This window comes from Brenneria corticis, from assembly GCF_003115855.1.
Taxonomy (GTDB): Bacteria; Pseudomonadota; Gammaproteobacteria; order Enterobacterales; family Enterobacteriaceae; genus Brenneria; species Brenneria corticis.
In genome coordinates this window covers 28,911-54,706 of sequence record NZ_KZ819074.1, presented here as the reverse complement: position 1 = coordinate 54,706, position 25,796 = coordinate 28,911, and the positions used below count along the sequence as shown (strand labels likewise).

General features: G+C 51.8%; 22 protein-coding genes. 14 read left to right on the top strand and 8 right to left on the bottom strand.

Annotation, left to right across the window (positions count from 1 at the left end; translation table 11 throughout):
* The first annotated feature begins 8 nt into the window (after positions 1–8).
* From DDT56_RS05360 to grxB, 3 genes are all read left to right on the top strand, one after another.
* Positions 9–632, top strand: coding sequence for a TadE/TadG family type IV pilus assembly protein (locus DDT56_RS05360; protein ID WP_168197579.1), 624 nt, complete (start codon positions 9–11; stop codon positions 630–632).
* An 18-nt stretch (positions 633–650) separates the two neighbouring features.
* Entirely contained in the window at positions 651–2,516 is a 1,866-nt protein-coding gene (locus tag DDT56_RS05355; protein ID WP_136165466.1) for a TadE/TadG family type IV pilus assembly protein, read from the top strand.
* Positions 2,517–2,657: 141 nt separating this feature from the next.
* Positions 2,658–3,293 (top strand): glutaredoxin 2, encoded by a 636-nt coding sequence (gene grxB, locus DDT56_RS05350; RefSeq protein ID WP_136165465.1) that lies wholly within the window; start codon positions 2,658–2,660, stop codon positions 3,291–3,293.
* A 44-nt stretch (positions 3,294–3,337) separates the two neighbouring features.
* Here grxB and DDT56_RS05345 read toward each other — a convergent pair whose 3' ends face one another.
* From DDT56_RS05345 to DDT56_RS24365, 5 genes are all read right to left on the bottom strand, one after another.
* Positions 3,338–4,498, bottom strand: a complete 1,161-nt coding sequence (locus DDT56_RS05345) for a Wadjet anti-phage system protein JetD domain-containing protein (protein ID WP_136165464.1) — start codon at positions 4,496–4,498, stop codon at positions 3,338–3,340.
* Positions 4,499–4,502: 4 nt separating this feature from the next.
* Positions 4,503–7,775, bottom strand: a complete 3,273-nt coding sequence (locus DDT56_RS05340) for an ATP-binding protein (RefSeq protein ID WP_136165463.1) — start codon at positions 7,773–7,775, stop codon at positions 4,503–4,505.
* Entirely contained in the window at positions 7,772–8,449 is a 678-nt protein-coding gene (locus tag DDT56_RS05335) for a DUF4194 domain-containing protein (protein ID WP_136165462.1), read from the bottom strand. The genes DDT56_RS05340 and DDT56_RS05335 overlap by 4 nt, the downstream gene beginning before the upstream one ends.
* A 3-nt stretch (positions 8,450–8,452) precedes the next feature.
* Positions 8,453–9,949 (bottom strand): DUF3375 domain-containing protein, encoded by a 1,497-nt coding sequence (locus tag DDT56_RS05330; RefSeq protein WP_246856726.1) that lies wholly within the window; start codon positions 9,947–9,949, stop codon positions 8,453–8,455.
* A 229-nt stretch (positions 9,950–10,178) separates the two neighbouring features.
* A complete protein-coding gene (locus DDT56_RS24365; protein WP_168197575.1) occupies positions 10,179–10,499 on the bottom strand; it encodes a hypothetical protein in 321 nt (106 codons plus the stop codon).
* Here DDT56_RS24365 and DDT56_RS05325 point away from each other — a divergent pair.
* The 7 genes from DDT56_RS05325 to DDT56_RS05295 all read left to right on the top strand — a co-directional run bounded on the left by DDT56_RS05325 (position 10,498) and on the right by DDT56_RS05295 (position 18,013).
* A complete protein-coding gene (locus DDT56_RS05325) occupies positions 10,498–12,048 on the top strand; it encodes a Fic family protein (protein ID WP_136165461.1) in 1,551 nt (516 codons plus the stop codon). The two genes, DDT56_RS24365 and DDT56_RS05325, sit on opposite strands and share 2 nt — an antisense overlap.
* Before the next feature lie 142 nt (positions 12,049–12,190).
* Complete coding sequence (locus DDT56_RS05320; protein ID WP_136165460.1) at positions 12,191–12,376, top strand: hypothetical protein; 186 nt, start codon at positions 12,191–12,193, stop codon at positions 12,374–12,376.
* A gap of 462 nt (positions 12,377–12,838) precedes the next feature.
* Complete coding sequence (locus DDT56_RS05315) at positions 12,839–13,885, top strand: TRAP transporter substrate-binding protein (protein ID WP_136165459.1); 1,047 nt, start codon at positions 12,839–12,841, stop codon at positions 13,883–13,885.
* An 86-nt stretch (positions 13,886–13,971) separates the two neighbouring features.
* Positions 13,972–15,849: a TRAP transporter large permease gene (locus DDT56_RS05310; RefSeq protein WP_136165458.1), complete on the top strand. Its 1,878-nt coding sequence runs from the start codon at positions 13,972–13,974 to the stop codon at positions 15,847–15,849.
* Positions 15,850–15,996: 147 nt separating this feature from the next.
* Complete coding sequence (gntK, locus tag DDT56_RS05305) at positions 15,997–16,611, top strand: gluconokinase (RefSeq protein ID WP_136165457.1); 615 nt, start codon at positions 15,997–15,999, stop codon at positions 16,609–16,611.
* Between the two features lie 167 nt (positions 16,612–16,778).
* Positions 16,779–17,543 (top strand): SDR family NAD(P)-dependent oxidoreductase, encoded by a 765-nt coding sequence (locus tag DDT56_RS05300; protein WP_136165456.1) that lies wholly within the window; start codon positions 16,779–16,781, stop codon positions 17,541–17,543.
* Between the two features lie 50 nt (positions 17,544–17,593).
* Positions 17,594–18,013, top strand: a complete 420-nt coding sequence (locus DDT56_RS05295; protein WP_136165455.1) for an RbsD/FucU family protein — start codon at positions 17,594–17,596, stop codon at positions 18,011–18,013.
* Positions 18,014–18,098: 85 nt separating this feature from the next.
* Here DDT56_RS05295 and DDT56_RS05290 read toward each other — a convergent pair whose 3' ends face one another.
* Together DDT56_RS05290 and DDT56_RS05285 are read right to left on the bottom strand one after the other, a co-directional pair.
* Complete coding sequence (locus DDT56_RS05290; RefSeq protein WP_136165454.1) at positions 18,099–19,166, bottom strand: LacI family DNA-binding transcriptional regulator; 1,068 nt, start codon at positions 19,164–19,166, stop codon at positions 18,099–18,101.
* A gap of 71 nt (positions 19,167–19,237) precedes the next feature.
* On the bottom strand, positions 19,238–20,011 hold the full coding sequence (locus DDT56_RS05285) for an SDR family NAD(P)-dependent oxidoreductase (RefSeq protein ID WP_136165453.1): 774 nt from the start codon (positions 20,009–20,011) through the stop codon (positions 19,238–19,240).
* A gap of 421 nt (positions 20,012–20,432) precedes the next feature.
* On the opposite strand from DDT56_RS05285, the gene DDT56_RS05280 reads away from it, so the two are divergent.
* The 4 genes from DDT56_RS05280 to dcuC all read left to right on the top strand — a co-directional run bounded on the left by DDT56_RS05280 (position 20,433) and on the right by dcuC (position 24,362).
* Complete coding sequence (locus DDT56_RS05280) at positions 20,433–20,678, top strand: type II toxin-antitoxin system Phd/YefM family antitoxin (protein WP_136165452.1); 246 nt, start codon at positions 20,433–20,435, stop codon at positions 20,676–20,678.
* Positions 20,678–21,076, top strand: a complete 399-nt coding sequence (locus DDT56_RS05275; protein ID WP_246856725.1) for a type II toxin-antitoxin system VapC family toxin — start codon at positions 20,678–20,680, stop codon at positions 21,074–21,076. Before DDT56_RS05280 ends, DDT56_RS05275 begins: the two co-directional genes overlap by 1 nt.
* 724 nt (positions 21,077–21,800) lie before the next feature.
* Positions 21,801–22,916, top strand: a complete 1,116-nt coding sequence (locus DDT56_RS05265; protein ID WP_136165450.1) for a mandelate racemase/muconate lactonizing enzyme family protein — start codon at positions 21,801–21,803, stop codon at positions 22,914–22,916.
* Between the two features lie 192 nt (positions 22,917–23,108).
* The gene (gene dcuC / locus DDT56_RS05260) at positions 23,109–24,362 is read left to right on the top strand and encodes a C4-dicarboxylate transporter DcuC (protein WP_136165449.1); all 1,254 of its coding nucleotides are present in this window, start codon (positions 23,109–23,111) and stop codon (positions 24,360–24,362) included.
* 151 nt (positions 24,363–24,513) lie between these two features.
* Here dcuC and DDT56_RS05255 read toward each other — a convergent pair whose 3' ends face one another.
* Positions 24,514–25,431 carry a LysR family transcriptional regulator gene (locus DDT56_RS05255; RefSeq protein ID WP_136165448.1) on the bottom strand — a complete coding sequence of 306 codons (918 nt, stop codon included), beginning with the start codon at positions 25,429–25,431 and terminating at the stop codon, positions 24,514–24,516.
* Between the last annotated feature and the right edge of the window lie 365 nt (positions 25,432–25,796).

Sequence of the window (25,796 nt, the reverse complement as noted above, 5' to 3'; positions counted from 1 at the left end):
GACGGCGAATGATGAGAGCCTGTCGCCGTCTGCGGCAGACGGCGCTGTGGCGCGTCGGACGCGACTGCGGCGGCGCGGCGGCGGTTGAGGCGGCGCTGATTATTCCCCTGGCGGTGTTTCTTATTATTGGCGCCTGGGAGCTATACGGCTATTTCCGGGCCGCGGCGGTGGTGGATCGCACCGCATTTATGGTGGCGAACAGCCTGTCGATGCAGCGGGAACTGAAAGATGGCGAAAATTGTACGCTGGCCAACGATATCTGCACCTATAACGCCATCGCCCAGGATTTGATGACGCCGCTTGATTACAAAAGCAACGGCGGTTTGGTCATTAGTTTCTATGCCGTAGAAGACGCCGACGGCGAGGCGGTCTGGAAAGCGATGCCGGAGAGGCCGCCGAAAGTTTATCAAGGCAGCGGCAATAGTCGTAATCCGGTTTCCCGGTTGGCGCCGCCAAACGGCTTTCCGCAGGCGGCGGTGGGCGACACCGCCATCGTGGTGGAAGCTTTTTATTACTACACCCCGTTTGCTATCGGTTCGACATTCTGGCAGCGGCTGGGCGGGGAGCGGGAAATCGGCAGCCGGGTGTTTTATCGCCCGCGTTTCAGCACCTTGCGTGACAATCTTGAATAATACGACGGCGGTAGCATCATGATCCGACTCAGACGGTTGTTTCTCCGGCTGCGGCGCGAACAGCGCGGCGCGGTCGCGCTGACCTATCTGCTCTGTTTTCCGCTGATACTGTTTATGCTGCTGGGGGCGATTGATTTTATCCGCTATGGCATGGCGCAGGGCAAGTTACAGAATGCGCTGGATGCGGCGGTGATTTCCGCCGGACGCAATCTGGATAAATATACGCCCAGGGCGGGTTCCGACCAGGAAGCCGGATGGCGCGCCGACGCCATCAGCTATTTTCGCAGCAATATGCCGGAGGATTTTCTCGGCAGCCGCATCCCGTCGGATAATCTGACGATAACCTATGACGAAGAGAAAACGGCGCAAGGGGCCGCCAGCGGGCAACTTGTGCGGATGTCGGCGAGCGGCTCCCTGCCGTTGCTGATAGCCGGAACCCTGGATAGAACCGCCTTTAATTTATCGGCGGCAAATGAAGCGGTACGCCGCACCCGCGGCGATCTGGAAATGGTGCTGGCGCTGGATAATACCGGTTCGATGCAGAATGAAAATCGGATTGGCAAGCTGAAAAGCGCCGCCACGGAGCTGGTGGATACGGTGCTGGGCGCGGCGCGGGGCGGTGAGACCGCCAGCCAGACGTTTATCGGCATCGTGCCCTTTGCCGATACGGTGTATATCGGCGCGCAGAAAACCCACTGGCTGACGCCGGAGGCGCGGCAGTTCCCCTATATTGCCGCCGGTAAACACTGGGGCGGCTGTGTGGTGGAGCCTTATTTGAATAATATCTTTGCAGCCGAAGCGGGGTTGCCGGGTTCTTTTGCGCCGCTGATGACGGTTGGGACGTTAAACGGCAATAATGGATTAATCACCACGGCCGAGCTGAAGTCTCGCTATGAAAGGCAGCATGGCGCAGCGGTTTATGGATACCGTGTGGAGCCCGGTTCCGTTCCGCTTATCAGCGGCGATCGCAGTATGCGCGCCGACCTCAATGCTGAAGGCGACATCGTTCCCCGCTTCGCCTTTAATTCCTATTATGAGCAGACGCAGTACGGCTTTGTCAGAAACAATAATTGTCCGTCGAGCCGGGAAATGATGTTTCTGACCGATAATGCGGCGCGGCTAAAGCAAAAAATCAGCGCTATGGCGGTGGATGGCCGCACCATTATTCCGCTGGGGCTACTGTGGTCGTGGCGCATGCTGGATCCCGCCTGGCGGGGCGAGCAGGGCTGGGAGGATAACGATAAACCACGCGATGCCGCCATCGGCCTGAATAAAGTGATCGTGCTGCTGACCGACGGCAATAACGGCCTGGACCCCAAGCTGGCTAAATCTGACTCGCAGAGTATCGGCGTGGTAATCGACGGTGAAAGAGATATCGCGGTGGATTACGGCATCCGTTTTAACTATCAGATAAAAGAGCAGGAAGACAGTTCGTGGTCAAAGGCAAGATCAGACAGTTATGCTGATAATATCAATCAGCTTAACGACGATAACCACTATTTCACCTTTTCCAAATATGCCAACAGCTCCGATTTTAATTCGCTGCGGGTGGGCGACAAGGATGAATTGAATAATAACGGTACGGCGATAAACCCTTATGGAAAATTATATCAGGCGCGTATCAACGGTCAGTCGGATTGGGAAGTCGGCAATAATACGCTGAATGCCTTAACCAACGATCTGTGTAAAAACATTAAAACCGCCGATATCAAAATCTACACGGTGGTGCTGGGCAGCGGCACCAACGGCACGACCAAGACCATGATGCAGAACTGTTCCAGCGGCGCGGGCGGCTACTATTTTGATGCTTCCAACGTCAACGATTTATCGGCGGCGTTTGCCGCCATCGCCGGTTCACTTACCGAACTGCGGCTCAATAAGTAAAGCGACCGCTGTAAACGTCGCCGGGCCGCAACTATCGGGCTACATTTTCTTTACCTCCGCTTATTGCTGGTATTACTCTGACGATATGGTTGTCGGGATAAAGCCGTATCCCGACGTTTTACATCATCAAGGGGTTATGCAATGAAGCTTTTCATCTATGAACACTGTCCGTTTTGCGTCAGGGCCAGAATGGTTTTCGGACTAAAGAAGATACCGTTTGAACTGTCCGTCATTATGGAGGGAGACGTTGCCACCCCTACGAGTATGGTTGGGCGCAAGGTGGTGCCTATTCTGCAAAAAGACGACGGCGGTTTTATGCCGGAAAGTATGGATATCGTTCACTATGTCGATAGCCTGAAGGCGCCTTTAATTGCGGATAAAGCCGTCGATCCCGCGATTGAAGCCTGGTGCCAGGCGACCTCCGGCGTGGTTTTCAAACTGGCGGTGCCGCGTTTCACCAGGGCTGATTTCAAAGAACTCGCTACCGGGGAGGCCCGCACGGCTTACCTGCAACGGGAAGAAAAAGCCTTCGGCGACCTGAACGCGCTGCTGTCCGACACTCCCGCGCTGCTATCCCAGGTTCAGCAACAGCTCGCGCAGCTTGAACCGCTGCTGGCGGATAAACGGGATATCTCCACCAGCGATTTTATTCTGTTCCCCATCCTCCGCTCGCTGAGCATTGTGCAGGGCGTTAGCTTCGGTCCGGCCGTCGCCGCTTATATCGAGCGCGTCGCCGGTGCGAGCAACGTCGATCTGCTGACCGCTCAGGCGATGTGAACAATAGGCCGCGACGCCGTTGGCGCGCGGCGATGATACAAGGCTTAAACCCTAATCTGTTGCGTTGATTGATGCCATTGACGCAACACCGCCGTCACTAGGTCGGCGGGCAGGCGTTCCTGTTCCAGCCGACCTTTCTCCTGCTGCTGTAGATAGCGATAAAACTCCCGTTCCTCGCTGGTAAGGTAAGGGGAGGGCAGCGCCTGAGCCGGCTCCGGTTCGGCCACCGCGTAGTCCGGCGCATAGCGTTCGAAGCAGGTTTTATCCATCATCAACGCCTGAATCTCCGGCTGGTATTGTCTGGCTTTGGCCAGCATCGTCATCCCCCAGCTATCCATATCGCCCCAGTAGGCCAGCCGTTTGGCGCGCAGCGGCGCGCTATCCAGCCACTCCAGATCCAGCCCGGCGCCGAGGATGGCGATGGTATCCGCCAGCGGCGGCAATTGATGCAGGCACCGTTCGTTTTCGATCAGCAAAATCCGCCCGGCGGGCAGCGCGCCGCGGCTTAACTCCTGTGCTCTGACCCGCAGTTGCGCGAACGGCAGCAATCCGGGGGCCAACGGCACCAGCAGAAGCCAGTGCGCGGTTTCAGCGCTGGCGCCTAAAAATGTCGTCAACCCCTCGCGGCCGGCCTGTCCGTGGTACAGCACATCCAGCAGGCTGGTGAGTAAATGCTGGTGACGCTCAAAAAATTTACTATCGATCTCATTTAACGCCAGGGCGCGCAGCGGCATGCCGTTGGCGCAGCCCGGCGTGAGTTTGAGCGCGGCGGAGCAGGCGGCGAGCGTCTCCGTATTGTCTTTGCCGCGCCATAAGGAGCGCTGGCGGATGAACAAACGGTGGAAGCGCCGATCGATGTGCGACAGCAACAGGGTAAGCTGCCGGTATTCCTGGGCGATTTGCCGGTCGCCGGTCGCCGCGACCCATTCGTCGGGCGAGGCCAGTTGCCATACGCCGGGCAGCGCCACCGGTTCGCCGCCGCTGCGGTAACGGTATTGCTCGTCGCACACTTCGCCGATGTCTACGGCGCGCCATGCCTGAATATGTTCCCGCACCCGCGCCGTCTGTTCGGTGAACAGACGCGCCGAAGGGCGGCCGATGGTCAAGCGCCACGGCCAGCCGTCGCCGGATAAGCGCTGCTCGCGCACTTCGGCCGACTGCCATTGCCGCGCCAGAAATCGCTGTAGCTCCTGCGGGCTTTTCATGGCGCTAATTCCGTTGTCTGGCGTGTTGATCGAGCTGTTCCCAACTCAGCGAGGCGAGGGTGGCCTGTAATCCTTTGCGGTGCACCACAATGGCCGAGCGGGTGTGGTTGCGCAGCAGGCGCAGCTCCTTGTTGGGGGTGACAAACAGCGGATGCAGGCCGAATTCGCTCAGGGCGGAGATGATTCTGCCCGCCACCGCCTGCGAGCTTTTCGAGAAGGCTTCATCCAGCACAATGGTGCCGAATAACGGCTGGCTGCTGCCGTCCGGGCAGAGTGCGTAGCTGAGCGAGGCGGTCAGCACATAGCTGGCGATAATTTCTTTTTCGCCGCCGCTGCCGCCCTGAGATCCGGTACGGGTTTCCAACAGGGCATGGGTTTCCCGATCGAGCACCGACACGGAAAACTGCAACCGGTAACGGGGATCGAGCAACGCCCGGGCGCCGACCGTTTTGCGGTTTTCGCTGGCCTCTTGCAGAATATCGATCAGTTGCTGCAACGCCCGGTAGTGGCTCTCTCCCAGATCGTCTTTCAGCGCCGCCGAACGCAGATGGCGCTGCGCCTGCTCCAGGGTGCGCAAACGTTCATGGGCAATCTGCCGCGGTTCCAGACGCAGGTATTGCCCCGGCTGAAAGTCGACCCGTTGCAAGGTTTGATTCAACGACTCAATGCGTTCCTCAATGCGGTTGACTTCGTTTTGAATATCCATCAGTAACTGCGTGACGCCCTGATCGGACGACTGGTTGAGATAGGTCAGAAAGCGTTGCTGTTTCTCCGGCAGCGCTTCGTCGCTGAGCACGCGCAACCGCGCCAGATAGTCGTCAATGTCGCTCAGTTCGGTGCCGCTTTCCGTCAGGGCGCCGGTGTCTTTCTGCTTCGCCACGCCCATCTGGCGGATTAGATCTTTTTCGCACTGCTGTTGTTTGCCCAGCGTGGCGCCAATCAGATGGTCAATACGGTCGATCTGCCGTCGCTCCACCTCATCCAGCGTGCCCAGGTTGAGCGCTTCATCGCCCAGTTGCCGCTGCGCCAGCGCCTGCTCCTCCTCGGTCAATTTTTCCGCGCCGCGCTTCAATAACCTGTCCCGCGCCTGCCGGGCATGACTAAGCTGTTGCTGTACGCCGCCTTTTTCCTCGGTTAAGCGAATGCGCCGTTCATCAAGCGCCAGCTTTTGTTTTTCCACTTCCTGCCACTGCGCATGGGCCTGCCCTACGTCGGCGTCGGATTTTAATATCTCCAACTGACGGCGCAGCTGGGTCAATTTTTGTTCCGCCTCCGGCAGGTTAATCTGTTCGAACTGCAACGTCTGTAACTGTTGTAGCAGCTGTAACCGCTGCCGATGGGTTTCCAGCTCCTTGCGCGCCTGTTGCTGTTCGCCGCTGGCCTGTTTCCACTCGGCCTGCGCCTGTTCGATGGAACGCTGTAAATTCGCCAGCCGATCCTGATTATCGAAACCGGTCATCCAGTCCTGATCGAGCCGCTTCTGATCCTGTTTTTCAAAATAACGGGCTTTGCCGGACATCAGCCCCTGCGCCGTCATGGCGTGCGGCACCTCGCGCAGCCGCTGGGGAGAGTCCACGCAGTGGCGATCGATGCCCGCGAGCAACAGCTTCAGCGCTTCGCGATAAGGGTGCGCTTTGAAATTCAGTTTGCGGGCGAAACCATCGTCAAAAAAATGTGCTGCGGAAGGCGATGTTTCGGCTTCCAGCAGGCGGACATGCAGCCGGTTATGCCGTTGGTTAACCCACGCCAGCGCGGCGTCCATCGCACCGGCGGGCACCATCAGGCGCAGCCGATGGCCGCCAATCGCCCGTTCGATCGCGCCGCGCCAGGCTGACTCCTCTTTGCGCACTTCGAGCAGTTCGGCCACGAAGGGGAGCTGCGATTCCTCCAGATGCAGCGCCTCCGCCATATCGCTGCGAAACGCCTGATACGGCAGCGGAATATTGGAGCCGGGCCGCTGTAGAACGGCCTCATGTTCCTGTTTGAGCGCGGCGAGATCTTCCGCCTTACGCTGGGTGGTGGCGCCGATTTCAAACGCCAACTGCTCCTGCCGCCCGGCCTGCTGGTTTAGCTGTTGCCATTGCTGTACGGCCCGCTGCTGATTCGCCGCCAGCGCGGCGGCGCTCAAGCTGTCGTCAAACTGTAGCGCGCGCGCCAGCAACCGGTACTGTTCGCTGTCGCGCCGCCGTATTGCCACCAGGTCCTGCTGGGTCGCAATCTGATTTTGCAGATGTTCCAGATTGCCGCCGCCGCTTTGCAGGTAGCGCTCGTACAAGGCGGCGGCCTGCGCGGTCAGCGACTGACGCTGATTTTCACACTCCTGTTGCCGGGTTTCGAGATCCTCAAGGCCGAGGGTCAGACGATGAATTTCCTCGCCCCACAGACGCTCCCCCTGCGCGGCATACCAGCGCGGCAGCAGCTTTTTCAGCGTTTCATACTGAGTGAGGGAGGAGGTGAGTTCACCGTGGCGTTGCCATGCGCCGACGATAGGCAGCAGGGATAGCTGCTGCTGACGCGCGGTTTCCAGTTCGTTGCGTATCTCCTTCAGGTCGTTGAATTCATTAACGACTTCGCCGGCGCGCTGGAAGGCGGAATAGTCATCCAACACCAGTTCACGGAAAATTTCATCAATGCTGTTGAGCTGTTTAAGCCCGGCGGCGCGGTTTAGCAGGGTAAAGGCGTTCTCGCCGACTTCAAACATGGTGCGCAGCCGGGCCAGATAGGCCTGTTTGCTGTCGAACACCTGTAGCCCGGCGGTCTCTTTGGCCAGCTGTTTCAGCGCCCGCGCGCCGCCCTGATGGTGAACATCCAGCCAGTCATCCATGCCATAGTCGGGGGTTTGGGAAAATATCCACAGGCGTTTCATATCGGCGGTGGCGCCGCTATTGTCATCCAGCCAGAAAATGGCTCCGATGCACAGATAAGCGCCCTGGTTACTGAAACGCGCCGCCAGACTGGTGACGGTTTTTCCTTTGCGGGCGATATGCTCGTCGCCGGCGCTGTTGCCCGCGCCGGCGACGCCGCGGACGTAGGAGATAAGGTCGCGGTCGCTTTCATGCCCGCCGGTGGAAGCCAGATTATAACGGGGATTGGCCGTCAGCAGGGTCATAAAGGCGTCCACCACCGTGGTTTTGCCGCTGCCCGTCGGGCCGATAATCGCGGTGCCCTGTATATCGATTTCGGCGCAGTGCCTGCCGCCGAACGCGCCCCAGTTATACAGTTCAAGGTGGGTTAACACGTAGGTTTCAGACGGTAACTGTAGCGATTGCTGCCTCATATTTCGTCCTCCGGCCCAGCCATGCCCGGCCCGGGATTGGCATGGCTGCGGAAGGTTCGCAACAGGGCCTGTAGGTTTTCCGGGGTGGCGACGTGAACGATAATCGGCCGGATGGCGACCTGCTCCTGGCTATCCACCTCTGAAACCAGACCGTGCCCTTTCAACTGTTCCAACAGCCCGCGCAGACGTTTCTGCGCCAGCGCGTCGCTACCCGGATCGCCAAGGTAAAGCTGTAAATTGGGCAACAGGTCGTCCAGCAATACCTTGCAGCCGGCCGCGCCGACGCCCGCTTCCTGTTCATAAGCGACAAAATGCTGCCGCAGAATGGCGACCAGCAATGACTGTTCCAGATTCAGACGCTGGCGTCTTACCAGCGGATGCGTCCATTCATCCTCTTCCTGCGGATTTTCGCTCAGCCATGACGTATCGATCGCCAGCCATACCAGACCGCGGACATCGTCAATTTTCATGCTCAGTTCCAGCGGTTCCAGAATCGGTAATATCTCTTCACGATGCCGCAGCGCGGTTTTGTATAAATTAGGCTTGCGGTTTTCTTCCAGCAGCCCGTACTTCAGCAGTTCCTGCACGGTATCTTTAATTTGCCGCGGCGTAACGCCGGTCTCTGCGGGTAGGTCGGCGCCCGGCGACGTCCGCTGTTCGGATCCTTCGGTCATGATTTATAGCTCCCTGTTAATGTGTTGCAGTTTTTCCAACTGTAACCGCACCGCCGGTAAGGTAAAACGTACGGACGTGCCGTCAGGATGATGGATAACGACCGATTCACGCGCCTGGGGGAGCGGTAATCCGGCTTCACGCGCCATACTCAACCACAGCGCCAGCGTTTCCAGATCGTGCTCGGGAGAGAATGCCTGCGCCAGCTGGGCGATCGACATTTCGCCGCCGTTTTGCGACAAAGCGTCCAGCGTTTGCTCTATCAGGGCTTCTCGATCCAGACCGTTAAACGCCAGCCAGAAATCATCTTCAATATCGTTCAGACTGGTCTGTTGCGGCGAGAGTTCGAGATCGTTTTCTTCCGTCTGGGCGACGGACTTGAAGCGCAGACGTTCAATCAGCGGCAGCGTGCTGAAACCGACCGCCACCGGCGGCAGCGGGCCGGGGCTGCGCCGTATTGACGCCTGTTCCCAACGGATGTTTTGCGCCTGCTGGAAAATTTGCGCCAGCAAGGCGCCGACCCGGTGGTGCTCCGCCGCCAGTCCGGTTTTGATAAACCCCTTTACGTCGCGTTCGCTGCGCGCCCGGGTGCGGATAACCGCAGCGGATTCTTTGACCAGATGGATGGTCAGCCAGCGCAGTTCCGCCCGCTGCCGCAGGTCAAGTGCTTTACTCGCGGCCGGATACTCCAGAATATTTCGCAGCCGCTGTTTCATATATTCCAGCTCCAGCGACTGGCTAAGCTGCTGCTGGAATCCCTGAAAAACCTGGCCTTCCGGCGTTTCCAGCAGCGCATCGTGACCGTTTAACAAACTATCGATGATCTCCCCGCGGTTTTGTTGCTCGCCGATCACCGCCTGACGAAGCTGGCGATCGGCCTGGCGCCATGAATCCTCGACGCGACGAAAATCAGCGCGCAATCCGCTGGCGAGGTTATAAATCTCACGTATCGATTCAACCGCCTGATTTTCGCTCAGCATCGGAATATCGCCTTTCAGCGTTTCTTTCAGTTCCTTTTCAAGCCTGATTATCTGTTTCTTCAGCAGCGCGGCGCGCTTTTCGGGATCGGGGTTGAGGTGGGTTTCGAGGTTTTCTATTTCGCGCTGCACAATCATCAGCCGTGATGCGGTGGAGGTCATCAGCCGATTTTGCAAATTGGCGGTAAAGTTCAACGCCGTTTCCAGCGCGTCGGTGGCAAAAATAGCGCCTTCCCGTTCCACTATCAGCGCTTTTTTTATCCAGCTCCGTAACTCCTTACGCGCCAGTAACAGATAGTTATCCCCGTTGATCTCAAAATCCGGTTGATTGGCATTTGAGGCCAGAATATCAGCCAGCGACTGAATCGCATCTTCAACGGGAACCCCGTCGTGACGTTGATCAAACAGCGTTTGCAGACAACCTAAAACCAAAGGGGCGCGGCGCGAAGCGAGCAATAACCAGGCGGGGTGCTGATAGCGGGCATGTATGTAGAGATTGGCGCGTTGGCTGGCTGGGCTATCCACTCCGGGCCTCCCTTTAATTGGCTCTCGTGTGCTGATGATGGATTGTGGCCTACTTTTTTGCCTTGCGGGGTTAGGGTTGTCAATAAAAAGCGGACTGGGATGTTGGGTTTTTTTCCGTAACTGAGTGAGATAAGGGCAGCCAACACATCGGCAACTCGAATTATTTAGGGTATAAATAAAATAGTGGTATCTGTTTCTAAGGCGGGCTTTTCTCAATTGTATCTTCCTTTTACGCCCGATGAGTTGGTTGAGAATATAGACCCTGCTGGCGGTGATGACGTTGAGCACCATTAGATAGAAAATTACCGTTGGAGTAACGGCGACCGCAAGTTGAACGTGCTGTTCCTTCATTTTTCACCATGAAATATGGTCGTACCTGCCTTAGATCATCCATTACCCCACGCTGTTTGACGCAAAAACCTATCAGTGATACAACATAATAACCTATAGAAAGAACATCAAAATAACCTATTAAAAATACAACGCAATAACCTATTTCTAGCACGGATTGATGACTAAATTGTTGATAATCAGAGGCACAAACTGGCATGGCAACTCCGCAGGAAAAATTAGCAGAATCATTGGAAACACTAAAACAACTTCAGGAGAAACAAACTGTTGCTATTCGTTCAAACGATCTTTCTCGAACCCATCGGGAGCGTTTGATCAAATTTGGTTTTTTACAAGAAGTCATGAAGGGGTGGTACATTCCTTCAAGCCCAAGTCAGAAAGAGGGCGAAACGACGGCATGGTATGCATCGTTTTGGGATTTTTGCGCCAGCTATCTCAACAAACGCTTTGGCGATGATTGGTGCCTCTCACCCGAACAATCAGTATCTCTCTACGGCGGCAACAAAACGGTTCCTCCTCAACTGATTATCCGGGCGCCAAAAGGCAATAACAAGCCGACCCATCTTTTACATGGCACATCAATTTTCGATATGCGCACGGCCATGCCGTCCGAACAAAACATCGTCAAAATAGATGGATTACGGGTGTATTCTCTTGGTTATGCTCTTGTTGAAGCATCGGCATCTGTCTTTACGCATAGCCCGACGGATGTGCGAACCGCATTATCGCTGGTTTCTGATGCCTCCGAGGTTCTTGCGCATTTACTTGAAGATGGGCGTAGTACTATCGCTGGTCGCTTGGCTGGAGCATTTCGTAATATTGGCAGGAAAAATATTGCTGATAATATCGTAAAAACGATGAATTCCGCCGGCTATACCATCAGAGAGCGCGATCCTTTTGAGAGCCAGGTATCACTTCAATTACCTCGCAGGGAAACATCTCCTTATGCAGGCAGGATCCGTTTGATGTGGCAAACAATGCGTCCGGCAATTATTGACCATTTCCCAGAGGCTCCGGGAATACCAGATGATATGGATGGTTATCTGAAATGTGTTGATGATATTTATACCACTGACGCTTATCATTCACTGTCAATAGAAGGTTATCGTGTCAGCCCTGAACTCATCGAACGAGTACGAAGCGGTGGCTGGAATCCCGATAACGATCAAAAAGATCGGGAACACAAAGACGCATTGGCCGCACGCGGTTATTTTCAGGCATTTCGTGCTGTAAAAGAAAGTGTTGCAGCAGTCCTCCAAAACAAGAACCCCGGTCAAATAGCCGACCACGATCACGGTGAGTGGTATCGTGAGCTTTTTGCTCCAAGCGTTGCGACTGGTATTATCAAACCTGTTGACCTTGCCGGCTATCGCAATAACAGAGTGTTTATTCGCAATTCAATGCACATCCCTCTTTCTCCTGATGCCGTGCGTGATGCTATCCCGATATTTTTTGAGATGTTGGAATCGGAAGAAAATCCAGCCGTTCGTGTCGTCCTCGGACACTTTATTTTTGTTTATATCCATCCCTATATGGATGGGAATGGACGAATGGGGCGATTTATCATGAATCTCATGCTCGCTGCGGGAGGATATCCGTGGACGGTCATTCCAGTGGATAGACGGTTTGATTATATGGCTGCTTTAGAAGAAGCAAGCGTCAGGCAGAATATTATCCCATTTACACATTTTGTTGGCGAGCTGGTTGCTGCCGCATTGAACGGTGATGCGATGGCTAAATTACCTTAACAGATTTTTCTATATGGACATGGCTGGTGTTGGCGCATTAATTAATAATGAGCTAGTGGAAAAGGTCAATAATTTCTGGGGTATCTAATTAAAAAACAAAAAGGCTGCCAACTAATCAAGCGAGCAGTTGCAGGGGCTCGAATTGTCGCAAACGCGGCAACAACGGCAAAACGAATATCAGAAAGAGGTGCGCAGCAAGTTGGCTGAGGTACGGCCGTCGATTCAGGATATCGACCAGCGCCTGAAAACCGCCGATTACGATCACGCCGGTACGCTGGATGAAACAACATTGCGCCAGCTTGCTGCGTTCTTTCTTCACGGCGAATAAAATATATCGCGCCGCGTAGCTATCGGCGATCCATTACCACTCTGGTAAACCCCACTATGACGAAACCGGCCTGAGCCGGTTTTTTCTATTTTAGCGCCCGTCAGACGCTATCTTGTCCATTCGACCCCTACCTGGTGCTTAGGGCGCAAACGCAATGAACTGCGGGTGTTAAAAATGATTCACTGAACAGTGACTAAACACCGTTTTGTCATTTTTTCCTTTGTAACACTTTCAGCAAAATTAGCGACGTTGTGCACAAAAATTCAATCTTGTCGAGTTATTGACTTCAGGCCGCTTGCTTTTTCAACAGGGTGCCGATAGTTTTTCTGTAACGTTACACTAAAACGTTGCAGAAAGCGGATAGTGACCATTGTCAGTAATTTTATACGGCGACGTTCGCGTATTTTAACCGCTAAACGGCACAGATAGATACCAAGTATAACCTACGGCAGGATAATTATTATGAAAACCATTCAACGCCTTACGTTGCGCCATGCAATCGCCTCAACGTGTTTGAGCACCGCCTTAATTGTGGGATGCTCGGCGTTTTCGGCTGTTCAGGCTCAGGCCGCCATCAATATGCGGGTTTATTCTTCCCTGCCCGCCGATGGAACCTCATCCCATTACATTTGGTTTCAGCGATTCCAGGAAAATTTGAACAAAAATGAAAAACTTAATGGACAAATCAAGCTGAACTATTTTCCCAACGGTATGTTGGGCAAAGAAGCCGATGCCACCCAGCAGGTACGCATCGGCGCCATCAACATGATGATTTCCGGAAGTTCCATCTGGGCAACGCTGGTGCCTGAAATAGGCGTACTGGATTTAGGGTATCTGTTTAAAGATTACGATCAGGTCGGCAAAGCGCTTGACGGTAAAGCCGGAGAGACGCTTTCCGATCTGATGTCAAAAAAAGCCGGCGTAATGGTACTGGGCTATGGATACAGCCTTGGCTCACGCAATGTTTACACCAAAAAGCCGGTTGAAAAACCTGAAGATTTGAAGAACCTGAAAATTCGCGTATTGCCGGTGCCCAACTTTATTGCAACCTTGAATCATATGGGCGCGGTGGCTATTCCCATGCCCGGCGGTGAAGTTTATTCCAGTCTGCAAATGGGGGTTATTGACGGCGTCGAGCATGACGCCGCAACCGTTTATTCCAGTAAGTATTATGAAATCGCCAAGAACGCCGCGCTTACCCGACATATTTATAACCCCATCATGATCGCCATGAATAAAAACAGCTTCCAGCAAATTCCCGAGCCGTTGCGCGCCGATGTACTGGCGGCGGCAAAAGAGGCGACGGAATACGAACGTCGGCAAGCGAACGCGCTGGAGCAGAAAGCTATTCAGGATCTGAAGGCGAAAGGCGTGACGTTCCACGAAGTCGATCGTGAATATTTCTACCAGCAGGTACAGCCGGTCTGGAAGGAGTTTCTCGCCAAATACCCGCAGTTGCAGCCGGTTGTTGACGAGATTAGCGCCACAGCGGCATCTGATGCGCAGTGATCCTGGCGGCATCAGGCTCACGGCACCGACGGCGAGCCTGATGCCAACCCCTGATATGCACCCGGAACCCTATTGAGAGGTTCAACATGGCAGAACTATCCACGACGGCCAAAGATGAAACCAGGCCTGTTGTATTCCTGAGCCGGCTTAGCCGGTTTCTGACGACCATAACGTCCTACGCCGGCGCATTGGTACTGCTCACTAATGTCTTGGTGGTGTTTGCGTCCGTTATCTGGCGCTATGCGCTACATTCTCCTATCCACTGGGCGGAAGAAGTGGCGCGGGCCATGATGATCGCTCTGGTATTTTTCGGCGTCGCTACGTCCACCGGTCGCGGCGGCCATATTGGCGTCGATCTCTTCCTGCGCTTTTTGCCGGAGAAGGTTCGTCCCTATGTCGTTCACGCCAGTCGCTGGATTCTGTTCCTGGTTTCCGTCGGTCTGGTGGTTTCCAGCTATGACCTGGTACAGGCTGCGCGGATGCAGACAACGGAGACCGGCTTGCCGCAGACTATCTATGTCATTCCGGTGCTGATCGGCTCCGTCGTAATGATGATCGCCGCGCTGGAGCACGCCTTGCGTGAGCGAACCCGGATTGTGCTGCTGAGCGGCGTGGGGATCCTGGCGCTGATGCTGCTCGGCTATATAAAGCTTTCGATGATGGCCGATCCCGCCACCGCCGCCGCCGGGCTGATGCTGATCTGCTTTGTCCTGGGGATTCTTGCCGGCGTTCCGATCGCCTTTACCCTGGGAATGTCGGCGATGGTCTTTTTTATCTGCGATCCCTCGCTGCCGTTCGTCTTTTTTTCACAGCAGGTGGCGGCGGGCGTTGACCACTTTGTGCTGCTTGCCATTCCGTTCTTCCTGCTGGCCGGCGCCGCCATGGAAATCAACGGCATGTCTACGCGTCTGGTGGAGTTGATCGTTCGCGGTATGGGGCGCTTTCGCGGCGGCCTGAATATGACCACCGTACTGTCGATGGCTTTCTTCTCCGGTATCTCCGGCTCCAAACTTGCCGACGTGGCCGCGGTCGGCGGGGTTTTGATGCCGGCGGTGCGTCGCGCTAAACAGGATAGTGAAGAAGCCGCCGGCGTTTTTGCCGCGTCCGCGGTGATGGCGGAAACCATTCCCCCCTGCGTCAACCTGATCGTGATGGGTTTTGTCGCCAATATTTCCATTGGCGCGCTATTTATCGCGGGGCTGGTGCCCGCCGCCTGTCTGCTGGTACTGCTGCTTATCGCCGCCAACCGCTTCGGCTCTAAAATCAACGTCAGCGCAGCTTATCCGGTATTACGCCCGCGAGCTCAGCTCTACCTGGGGGCGGCCGTCGGTCTGGTGATGATTTTCATGATTGGCCGCGGCGTGATGATGGGGATCGCCACCTCGACGGAGATTTCCGCCTTTGCCGTGATTTACGCCATCGTTGTGGGGCGGTTGGCCTTCCGCGAACTCACGCTGAAAGCCACGGTGAAAATGTTCGTTGATATCGCGGCGATGTCCGGGGTGCTGCTGTTTATCGTCGCCTGCGCCACCAGCCTGTCTTATGCGCTAACCATTCAGATGATCCCACAGCAGATTGCGGCGCTTCTGGTCGGGATCGGCATGGATCAGGGGGCCTGGCTATTCCTGATGTTGACCATCGTTATTCTGATTGTGTTCGGCGCCGTATTGGAAGGGGCGCCCGCGCTGATTATCTTTGCGCCGATTCTGGTGCCCATCGCCATTCAACTGGGTTTCAACCCGCTGCACTTCGGCATCGTCATGATTCTCTCCATGGGCTTTGGACTGTTCGCTCCCCCCATCGGGCTGGGACTGTATACCACCTGCGCCATCTGTGGCGTGGAGATGAAAAATGTGATTCGGCCAATGGCGAAATATCTGGCGGTGGTGTTTATCGGAATAATCATTGTGGCGCTGGCGCCCACGCTGACGACCTGGCTGCCGGGGCTGGCCGGTTACGAATGAAACAGCCGTAATGAAAAAAGGGCGGTCCGGAAGGTTTTTTCAGCACCGGCGTTGCCGATGCTGAAAGGCGTCCAGACACAACAGATTCAGGCATAAGCCGTCCTGGCATCGGAGATAAGTCCGGCCAGGCCTTACAGGATTGGAAAAATGAGCAATAACGCGTGTGGTAACTCTTATCCGTCAGACGAACAGATCCTCAGGCAGGATCAACACAGCCGGGTCGACGACCGGGCGGAAAGCAAAGGGCGACATCTTTTCGTCATTATGGGGGTCTCTGGCAGTGGAAAATCCGTCGTGGCGCAAAAGCTCAGCCAACGTCTGGAGTTTGCGTGTCTTGACGGCGATTTCTTACATCCGCGCGCTAACGTGGAAAAAATGGCGCAAGGCCATGCCCTGAATGATAGCGACCGTGCGCCCTGGCTTCAGGCGCTGAATGACGCCGCTTATGCCATGCTGCGCACAAATGCGGGATCGCTGCTGGTGTGTTCCGCACTGAAGAAGCGTTATCGCGCGATTTTACGCCAGGGAAATCCCCACCTTTCCTTCCTTTTCCTGGATGGCGAATATTCCGTGATTGAAGAGCGGCTTAAGCTGCGTAAGGGGCATTTTTTCCGTCCACAGATGCTGGACTCCCAGTTCGCCACGCTGGAGCGGCCCGATGCAACGGAACCGGATGTCTTCCGTATCGACATTAATCGTCCGCTGGATCAGGTGATTGATGCTTGTACGCAGGTAATAGCGGAAAAAATAGCTGCCGGGTAAATAAGGAATAGCGAGTAGGGTCTGCGAAACGAATATTTGCCAATTTAAAAGGAAGCCGATTTGCGTTTTTTGCGTAAATAACGGCGCCGTCACATATCAATTAGTCCACAAATCTAAAGCCAACTTTCCGGTTGATGTAAGAGATGTGCAATAAACAGGAGTCCATAATGGGATCATTATCAGGTAAAAAAGTGCTGATTACCGGCGCGGAGCAGGGTATTGGTAAAGCAACGGCACAAGCCTTGCTTGAAGCGGGATGTGATATTTATATCCATTATTTTAGCGGTGAGGAAGGGCCAAAAGAATTGGTCAAAATGGCGAAGGCTCTGGGGAGGAGAGCAACCTATGGCTATGCCGATTTAACCGATGAAACGGATGCCACTAAATGCGTATCACTGGCCGCCGAGTTTTTAGGCGGTATTGATATATTGGTCAATAACGTTGGCGGTATTATTGCCAGAAAGTGGCTGGGCGAAATTGATAATAAATTTTGGCGGACGGTTATTGATGTCAATATGACGACAATGCTTAATGTGACGCAAAGCGCCTTACCACACTTAAAGAATGCCAGCGACGGAGCGAGTATTGTCAATCTGGCCTCTCTGGCCGGGCGATCCGGCGGCCATTCCGGATCTCTGGCATATTCAACGACCAAGGGCGCGGTATTAACCTGGACGCGTTCACTGGCGGCGGAGTTGGGTGAGCATGGGATCCGGGTCAATGCCGTTGCGCCGGGGCTGATTTTAGGAACGCGATTCCATAATCAACATACCAGCAGGGAGTCGGCCGACCAGACCATCGAGGCAATTCCGCTGGGAAGGGCGGGAACGCCGGAAGATGTCGCCAAAGCTATTCAGTTTCTTGCCTCTGAATATGATGGCTTTATTTCCGGCGCGACCATTGATATTAACGGCGGAATTTACAGAATGTAAAAATTCATGCGATGGGATTTATTTCCCGTCGCATTTTTTGAGATTTTTTTATGATCAAATCAGAAATTATTCATCCGGAGTTGTTGAAAATATTGGCGCAATGCGGTCATAAAACCAATATTTTAATTGCTGACGCAAACTACTCTTTTGTTACTAATTCATCGCGCAATGCACAAGTGGTTTATCTTAACTTTGCGCCGGGTATGATTGGTAGTACGGCCATTCTGGATAAGATTCTCGGCTATATTAATGTTGAAAAAGCGACGTTGATGGCTTATCCAGATGATTTTGATAATACCATTGAGAAAGAATATAAGAAGTTACTCGCGGATACGGTGGATATCACTTACGTCGACAGAAACAGTTTCTACTCGTTGGTGAAAAGCGATGATACCTTACTGGTGATAGCCTCTGGTGAAACCCGGCGTTTTGCCAATATATTGCTGACCGTTGGCCCCATCCTATTCTGAGAGAAATACGGCAAAGCACGCCCCCGTGGCCTGATTATATGCTGTGCCGGCGCCCACTGTCCGGCGCCATCAGGACAGATAGTTATCATCGCGCATGATCGGAATGCAGCTCTTCCCCGTCTCTGACCGATTTGCGGACGACCAGCGCAGGTTTGAAGAGATATTCTCTGGAAGGGAGCGTCGGGTTATCTATTCGGTTAAGCAGACGCTCCACCATGGTGGCGGCCATATCCGCAAGCGGCGGCATCACGGAGGTCAGTCCAGGGTAAATCAGCCCGGAAAGTGAAATATTATCGATCCCCACAATGGAGATCTCCTGGGGCACGTTAACGCCCGCTTCGTGCAGTCCGGCCATCAGTCCGATGCCAAGCGCATCGTTGATGGTGACGACGCCATCCGGCCTGCGTGGCTGCTGGCAGACTTTTTTAGCCAACAGACGCCCCAACTCGGTCATTTCGGTGTCCCCGTAGGCGGAAAGGGCTTTCCCTTCGACGATCATCTCTTCCCTTAGCAACCCATGTTCCCGGGCAGCGCTGAGGAACCCCTCAATCTTGTGAGAGCGGCTGGCGGTAAGGCTTGCCTCGGTAACAAAGGAGATATGACGGCATCCCCTGGCGATCAGGTGTTCGGCGGCGAGTCGGCCGGCTTCGACGTTATCCATTGAAACGCTATCGTAAGGCGTCGCGCTCGGTTGAATCCCGCTGGACAGGCGGCTGTCGTAGGCGATCATAATCATGCCTTGGGCCGCGGCCCTTGAAAAATGGGGCTTTTCCATATCACTGGCCGCAACAATGATGCCGCGAACGCCATGAGCGAACATATCTTCAAGGAAAGCTTGCTCTTCATCTACCTGACGATAGGTGTTTCCCAACAATACGCGGTACTGGTGCGTTTTCGCCGCCAGATCCACTTCCCGCGCCAGAGCGGCAAAGCTCGGATTAATGATCGAAGGGACCAGCAGGCCGAACATTTTCGCCTGGCCCGTTTTCAGTTGCTGAGCGATCCTGTTTGGATGGTAGTGCAGATCGCGCATGGCCTGCTCAATACGTTCCAGGGTTTCCTGACGCATTTGATCGGTACGCCCGTTCAGCACATTTGATACGGTGCTAAGGGAGACGCCGGCGTGTTTCGCAACATCACGAATGTTTGCCATACTTTCCTTACATCTGTTTTTATTGCCTGATTATAAGTTTTTTATCCCGGAACACGTTTTTTGCAGGGGGACTAAGGCGCCATCTGGCCACCGTTAACGTCAATGATTTGCCCGGAAATGTATCCGCTTAACGCGTGAGTCGCCAGGAAAAGATAAGTCGGCGCTACCTCCTCGCTGCGGCCGAAGCGCCCCATCGGGATGGCGTCGCGCATCTTTTGCACTGTTTCATCACTTTTTCCGTGATGAAACGCGGTATCGATGCTCCCCGGCGAGACCACATTAAAGCGTATATTATCCTGGGTGAACTCTTTTACCCAGTTGCGGTGCATGTTATGTATCCAGGCCTTGGCGCTACCGTAAACGCCGGCGCCAATTCCACCGCCGTCGCGCCCGGCTATTGATCCCGTACTAATCACCGCGCTGCTCAGTCCGCTCTCTTTGGCCGATTGTCGCAGATGGGGAATGGCGTGTTTAGTCGTCATCAAGACCGAGCGTACGTTGAGATCCATGACCCGATCGAAGAACGCATCATCCATATTTTCCAGGGTACTCCTGCCGCCCAGTCCGCCCGCATTGTTGATCAGCACGTCGATTCCTCCGAAGCGAGCGACAAAATCATCCACTAACCGCTGACAATTAGCCGAATGACTTAGATCCGCCGCAAACTGTGAGTACTGACCTGGTAGCGCACTCAGTGAATCCAGAATGTGAGGATCGGTAATAGTGCTACGACCATTAATACCGACGCTGGCGCCATAGGTTAGAAACAGTCTGGCCGTCGCCAGCCCAATACCAGTAGTCGAACCGGTAATTAAAACTCGTCTGCCTTTTAATTCATGAAACATGCTAATCCCCTCTAAACAGTAAGATAGATGTGGATTACCGCAGAGTATTGATGCATGAACGGAAGGAATATCTCTGATGCATACTCTCTGCAACGTTTTAGTGTAACGTTGCAGAAAAATATAACGAAAAAAGCGGCAACGCAATGTTTATTCTGTTTTTGAACTGAGCGGGGAAGGGGGGCGGCACCACTGCACCTGCTCTTCAGCCGTGTTTAATAGCCCGTTCAAGCCAATTCAGCACATCGGCATCAATACGTATCGTTTTCTACCCTTTCACCGGCTTATAGAATTTACCGCGCGCCGCATTGCGCCATACTGAATCTGATGGTTAATTTATGTTAGTCTGGTTAGATTGACTTGACCAAGTTCTGTAAGCGAAACTATGATTAATTTATGTATGGTTAACGATCCGGAGGATGTTATGGAAAAGGTAAACATCTACGAGGCAAAAACGAACCTTTCCAAGCTACTTAATGACGTAGTGAAAACCGGGGAGCCATTCCTGATCGCGCGTAATGGCAAGACTTTGGTAAAGGTCGTGGCTTACACGGAAGAGAAGCCTAAACGTAAACTGGATTTTCTGAAGGGCAAAGGAACGGTTCCAGATAACTTTGATGAGCTGAATGACGCAGAAATACAGGATATGTTTGAAGGGAAATATGAATAATGTATTTACTTGATACCAATATTTTGCTCTTTCTTGCTTATAGCTCGGAACACCTCACGCAAGAGGTAAAAAATATTATTCAGGATACTGATAATGAACTCTATTTCAGCGCTGCCAGTATTTGGGAAGTCGCTATCAAATTTGCTTTGAATAAGCCCGATTTCACTATCAATCCGGATGCGTTAAGAACAGGGCTTTTTGATAATGGATTCAAGGAACTTGCGGTTAAAGGAGAACATTCGCTTAATGTGTTGAATTTACCGGAATCGTTACACAAAGATCCTTTTAATAGAATACTTATTGCTCAAGCTAATTATGAAAACTTTATCTTTATTACGTCGGATAATAAAATAAACGATTTATCCGCCAAGTTTATAAAAGTTATACCTAATCGATAAAACGGCCGGAACCGGTTTTTTCGCTGTTGGTGGAGTATCAGGTCATAGCCCATATTCCCGTCGTCGAGCGCGATACATTGAGAATCGACGGCAAGGCGACCAGGTAACGCAGCGGGTACGGAAGGGTAACGCGGAAGTTTTCTGGTAATCGTATCGGGAAGGCCGCTGATGTCGATCGCACTGGAAGACAGCGTATAAAAGCCTGCTAGGTTATTGTTTTCATCAACGGCGACATAACATTTAGTAAAGTGTTCCCGGCTGTCTTGCCCGGCGTACTTTTGCAGGTAGGTGTTTAGCTCAGGAACGCCGCAGTCAACGTCTTCGGTTGTATCATTGCTGGCGTCTACTTAGCTAACTCGCATTTGGGCAGCCAGTCGGCATCCCCGCCTGATGCCGATCCGGAAATTGTTTTACTTATATCATTCAATAAAAAACTGTTTATTACACGCCCATCCCTATTGAGATGGGAATCAGGAACAGCTATTTAAAATGAAGTATAATAAAAACCTATAATATTATATGTAATTTCCAATTTGAATTATTGTTTATAGAGTGCGATAGTCCAAATAAATAGCCGGTGAGGTGAATTTTGTGCAGATTTACGGCAGAGTTATTGGCTGTTATCTCACTATTTATCATTAACAAAAACCCTGAGTCACGCTCGAACATCTTGAATATGTGAAGTGCTATATATTGCGACAATATTCTCACTAAGGAAAAATGAATGAAGATCACAAAAGTAGAATCTATTTTAACAGGCTCTCGCCGCTTATTCGTAAAAGTGTACACTGACGAAGGTATTATCGGTACAGGCGAAGGCGGAAACTGGGGGTTCAGGGAAGCGGTGGCTGGCGCCGTTGCCCGCATGGAAAAACCGTTGATTGGTCAGGATCCGATGCGGATAGAGTATATCGGAAGCGAGTTATATAACCGGTTTAAATTCGGCGGCACGGTTGTCGGCAGCGCGATTTCCGCCATTGACATTGCTTTGTGGGATATCAAGGGTAAGCATTATAACGCCCCTATTTATGAGCTGTTAGGCGGAGCCGTCCGCAAGAAAATTCGTTTATGGGGCGTTGTGAATGGCAAAACCATTGAGGAGAGCGTTGAGTCAGCGATAAAACTACAGGCGGAAGGATATACCTGTATTCGATTAAATCCAACCAACATCAGGGAGGCCACCGGTACTTACGCCCGGCAGATGAAAGCAATGAGCGATATGATTCATGCCGTGCGCGAAGCTGTTGGGCTGGATATGGATCTTGGTTGCGAAATTCATCGCGCGTTACAGCCGCATGAAAGCATTACTCTGCTGAGGATGGTAGAAGACTGCAATCTTCTCTTCTTCGAGGATCCTATCAATTATGAAAATTATTTATCGCTGAAAGAAATAACGCGTAAAACTAAAACGCCGATCAGCGCCGGAGAACGCAGTTTCTGTATTCAGGATGTTGATATGCTGCTTCGGGAGGATAGCGTTAGCTTTATACGGCCGGACATTTGCGTTATGGCGGGCATTACCGGCTGTAAAAAAGCCGCAGCAATTGCGGAAAGTCATTATGTAAATGTCATTCCGCATATTGCCACCGGCAGCATTAATCTTGCCGGCAGCCTGCATCTGGCAGCCGCAATACCTAATTTTGAAGTAATGGAAATGTGTCCTATCACAAGTGAATGGGAGAGGATTCAAAAAGAGATAACCACGCCGTTTAAAATTGAGAATGGCTATTTAATGGTGCCGGAAGGTCCGGGACTTGGCGTTGAGTTACGAGATGACGTTAGAGAAACGGCTCCTTATTGTGACTGGGAATGGGATTTTGATAAATGCGATATAAAATAAGGTTGTCTAAAATAAAGTAATTTGACGGATGCCCATACTGCTTTACTCCAGTGTGATAGCAATAAAAATGACCGCATATAAACGGCTCTGAGTTGCCGGAGTTGCGTGGCGTCTATAATAATCCACCGCTTTGCAAAACCAGATGAAACCAACAATAAAAGCCAATGTAATTCTATTTAGGGGAATAAAATCATGGTGTGGGTTGGTATTCTTATTATTATTGCAACATTTTATTTTATCATAAAAAATTATGAAACCAGATTAGTGCTTATTATTTCCGGAGCGGTTATGGCATTACTCGGTGGAAATGTTGTAAGTGCGGTCAATGCCTTTGTCAAAGAGTTAACCAATCCCGGTCTGGTGCCAACAATCTGCACGGTCATGGGCTTTAGCTACGTAATGGACTATACAGGTTGCAGCAAACATCTGGTTACTTTTATGACGAATTTGTTAAAGAAAGTTCCGTTAGTTATTATTCCAGGTGCTGTTTTGTCCACATTTTTTCTGAATATTGCTATACCAAGCGCGGCTGGCTTAGCTGCAGCCGTAGGAGCACTTTTAATTCCCACTTTGCTGGCAGTGGGAGTTCGTCCGGCAATGGCCGGCAGCGCTGTATTTTTAGGAACATGGGGTAGCGTCATGAGTCCCGGACTGATGTTTAACCCTCAGGTGGCTGAAATGGCCGGAGTGGATGTAATGACCGTTATCTCGACCTTTTCCAAGCAGGTATTAATTGCTGCCGTTGCCGCCGCATTGATTTTAATGGTGATTGCTTATATAAAAAAAGAGGGCGTGGGAAGCAGCACCTCTGTCAGCAAGGATGCGGAGATTGAAAAAAGCAAGGTCAATTATTTATTTGCCGTTATACCTGTTGTTCCTATTGTTATTTTAGTTTTAGGCAGTAAACAGGTACAGTTGATACCTGAATTTACCGTGCCTCAGGCAATGATCCTGGGAACAGCGTTAGGGTTTATTATTACTCGACAGCATTTAAAAGAGATGACAAAGCAGTTCTTCCGCGGAATGGGTGATGGTTTCTGCGATGTCGTCGGCATTATCGCTTCCGCGGCAATGTTTATTCAGGGGATGCAGGCCATTGGTCTGGTTGACGAGTTGCTGGATATAATGAAGAGCTCGCAGCAACTGGCAAAATACTCGGCGGCGTTTGGTCCTTTTATTATCGCGGCAATATCAGGAACAGGAAATGCGGCTGCACTCGCCTTCAATGGAGCCGTAACACCGCACGCGCCGACCTTCGGCTATGGTATTATTGAAATGGGATCTATGGTTCAAATCGGAGCCGGTTTAGGGCGTACAATGTCACCGGTATGCCCGGCGGCAATTATTCTGGCAAAAATTGCGGGGGTTAATCCTATGGAAATTAGCAAACGTAATATGATTCCTACAGTGATAGCGGCATTTATCGTTTTGTTTACATTAATGTAATAAGGGTAATTCAGCCAACACCAGGGCCATTACCACCATAAAAATTGTTTCTATCAGAATTGTCATTGTGACGACTATAGTAATGAATGGAGCCAGGGCGGACAGGTAGTGGGGAGGAACAGACTTAATGCCGGCGAAAGATAAAACCGCATTACCTGTAAATACTTTTCACCGTTGAAAAAAAAGAAAATACATCTTTTGACAGGTAAGCATTTTTTCTATAAACGAATCCTACTTGCAGTTGATCAGGCTCACAGCCGTTTAATATATAATACTTTCCGCGAAATTCAGGATTGCAGTAAGGAATGATCACTTCTGATACGAACGCAACGCCTATGCCGGCGACCGCTAACGCATGGGCCGTTTCCATACTTCTGACCTCAATAATTGACTTTGGTGTAAATTTTTGTTTTTTAAAAAAGTTTGTGAGCTGTATTCTGGATTGAGAGTCCGGAAGAAGATAAATAAAAGACTCATTTTGTAAATCAACCAGATTGATGGAGGGGTATGAATCAACAGAACTGTTAACGCTATACTTATTGTTAACAGGATGATCTCGAGGCAATACGATTAAATGTCTTTCCTTATTGATAAGAGAATAGGTCAGATCGTTGTTTTTAACCGGTAAAATTTCTACGCAAAAATCTATATCCCCAGTAAGTACTGCGCTTTCAAGTTTTGATGCATTATTTTCATAAATAGAAACTGTAATTCCGGGGTATTTATCATAAAAAACCGGAAGTACTTTGGGGAAAAAGTACTTTCCCCGGAATTGAGAAACACCAACGGTGATATTTCCATTTTTTAAATCGGCTATATCTTTCATCTTCTTGTGAAGTTGTTTTTCATAGTTTAAAATCTGATAGGCCATTTCAAGAAATTGCTTCCCGGCGAAAGTCAGCATTAACGGTTTTCTGCTGCGATCAAACAATCTTACCCCCAGGGACTCTTCGATACGGGCGATGGATTGGCTTAACGATGGCTGAGTAATAAAGAGCCTTTGCGCTGCGTTAGAAAAACTCTTTTCTTCTGCGACCATTAACACATATTTAATATCACGAAATTCCATAGCAATATCTTCTGTTAACTAGCAGCTTCAGATAGTAGATCTCCCGTAGGGACCTCTGTTCATTATTATGAAATCTGGTCAATTGCCAAATATCATAAACCGATAACCGGACGACCATTGTATCAATTCCTCGAATCGAATAACGCCTGATACAGAAAATCTGTATGGTTACGAAGTCCTGAAAAGTTTACCAGCGGATTGCGTTAAATAAAGCCGATAGAGACCAATACTCCGATATTATCCAACTGATACAATGCCCGCCATCACATTTTTGCTAGTTGGCGTTCACGCCGGCGTACGAAATTATTGTCTATTGAAGAAATAAATAAAGTACCGTGCGAAAGTGATTCATCCGGCAATGCGTT

Excerpts from the sequence above, each read along its gene's own strand:
- DDT56_RS05360 (WP_168197579.1), top strand. The coding sequence starts at position 9 with ATGATGAGAGCCTGTCGCCGTCTGCGGCAGACGGCGCTGTGGCGCGTC.
- DDT56_RS05355 (WP_136165466.1), top strand. The coding sequence starts at position 651 with ATGATCCGACTCAGACGGTTGTTTCTCCGGCTGCGGCGCGAACAGCGC.
- grxB (WP_136165465.1), top strand. The coding sequence starts at position 2,658 with ATGAAGCTTTTCATCTATGAACACTGTCCGTTTTGCGTCAGGGCCAGA.
- DDT56_RS05345 (WP_136165464.1), bottom strand. The coding sequence starts at position 4,498 with ATGAAAAGCCCGCAGGAGCTACAGCGATTTCTGGCGCGGCAATGGCAG.
- DDT56_RS05340 (WP_136165463.1), bottom strand. The coding sequence starts at position 7,775 with ATGAGGCAGCAATCGCTACAGTTACCGTCTGAAACCTACGTGTTAACC.
- DDT56_RS05335 (WP_136165462.1), bottom strand. The coding sequence starts at position 8,449 with ATGACCGAAGGATCCGAACAGCGGACGTCGCCGGGCGCCGACCTACCC.
- DDT56_RS05325 (WP_136165461.1), top strand. The coding sequence starts at position 10,498 with ATGGCAACTCCGCAGGAAAAATTAGCAGAATCATTGGAAACACTAAAA.
- DDT56_RS24365 (WP_168197575.1), bottom strand. The coding sequence starts at position 10,499 with ATGCCAGTTTGTGCCTCTGATTATCAACAATTTAGTCATCAATCCGTG.
- DDT56_RS05315 (WP_136165459.1), top strand. The coding sequence starts at position 12,839 with ATGAAAACCATTCAACGCCTTACGTTGCGCCATGCAATCGCCTCAACG.
- DDT56_RS05310 (WP_136165458.1), top strand. The coding sequence starts at position 13,972 with ATGGCAGAACTATCCACGACGGCCAAAGATGAAACCAGGCCTGTTGTA.
- gntK (WP_136165457.1), top strand. The coding sequence starts at position 15,997 with ATGAGCAATAACGCGTGTGGTAACTCTTATCCGTCAGACGAACAGATC.
- DDT56_RS05300 (WP_136165456.1), top strand. The coding sequence starts at position 16,779 with ATGGGATCATTATCAGGTAAAAAAGTGCTGATTACCGGCGCGGAGCAG.
- DDT56_RS05295 (WP_136165455.1), top strand. The coding sequence starts at position 17,594 with ATGATCAAATCAGAAATTATTCATCCGGAGTTGTTGAAAATATTGGCG.
- DDT56_RS05290 (WP_136165454.1), bottom strand. The coding sequence starts at position 19,166 with ATGGCAAACATTCGTGATGTTGCGAAACACGCCGGCGTCTCCCTTAGC.
- DDT56_RS05285 (WP_136165453.1), bottom strand. The coding sequence starts at position 20,011 with ATGTTTCATGAATTAAAAGGCAGACGAGTTTTAATTACCGGTTCGACT.
- DDT56_RS05280 (WP_136165452.1), top strand. The coding sequence starts at position 20,433 with ATGGAAAAGGTAAACATCTACGAGGCAAAAACGAACCTTTCCAAGCTA.
- DDT56_RS05275 (WP_246856725.1), top strand. The coding sequence starts at position 20,678 with ATGTATTTACTTGATACCAATATTTTGCTCTTTCTTGCTTATAGCTCG.
- DDT56_RS05265 (WP_136165450.1), top strand. The coding sequence starts at position 21,801 with ATGAAGATCACAAAAGTAGAATCTATTTTAACAGGCTCTCGCCGCTTA.
- dcuC (WP_136165449.1), top strand. The coding sequence starts at position 23,109 with ATGGTGTGGGTTGGTATTCTTATTATTATTGCAACATTTTATTTTATC.
- DDT56_RS05255 (WP_136165448.1), bottom strand. The coding sequence starts at position 25,431 with ATGGAATTTCGTGATATTAAATATGTGTTAATGGTCGCAGAAGAAAAG.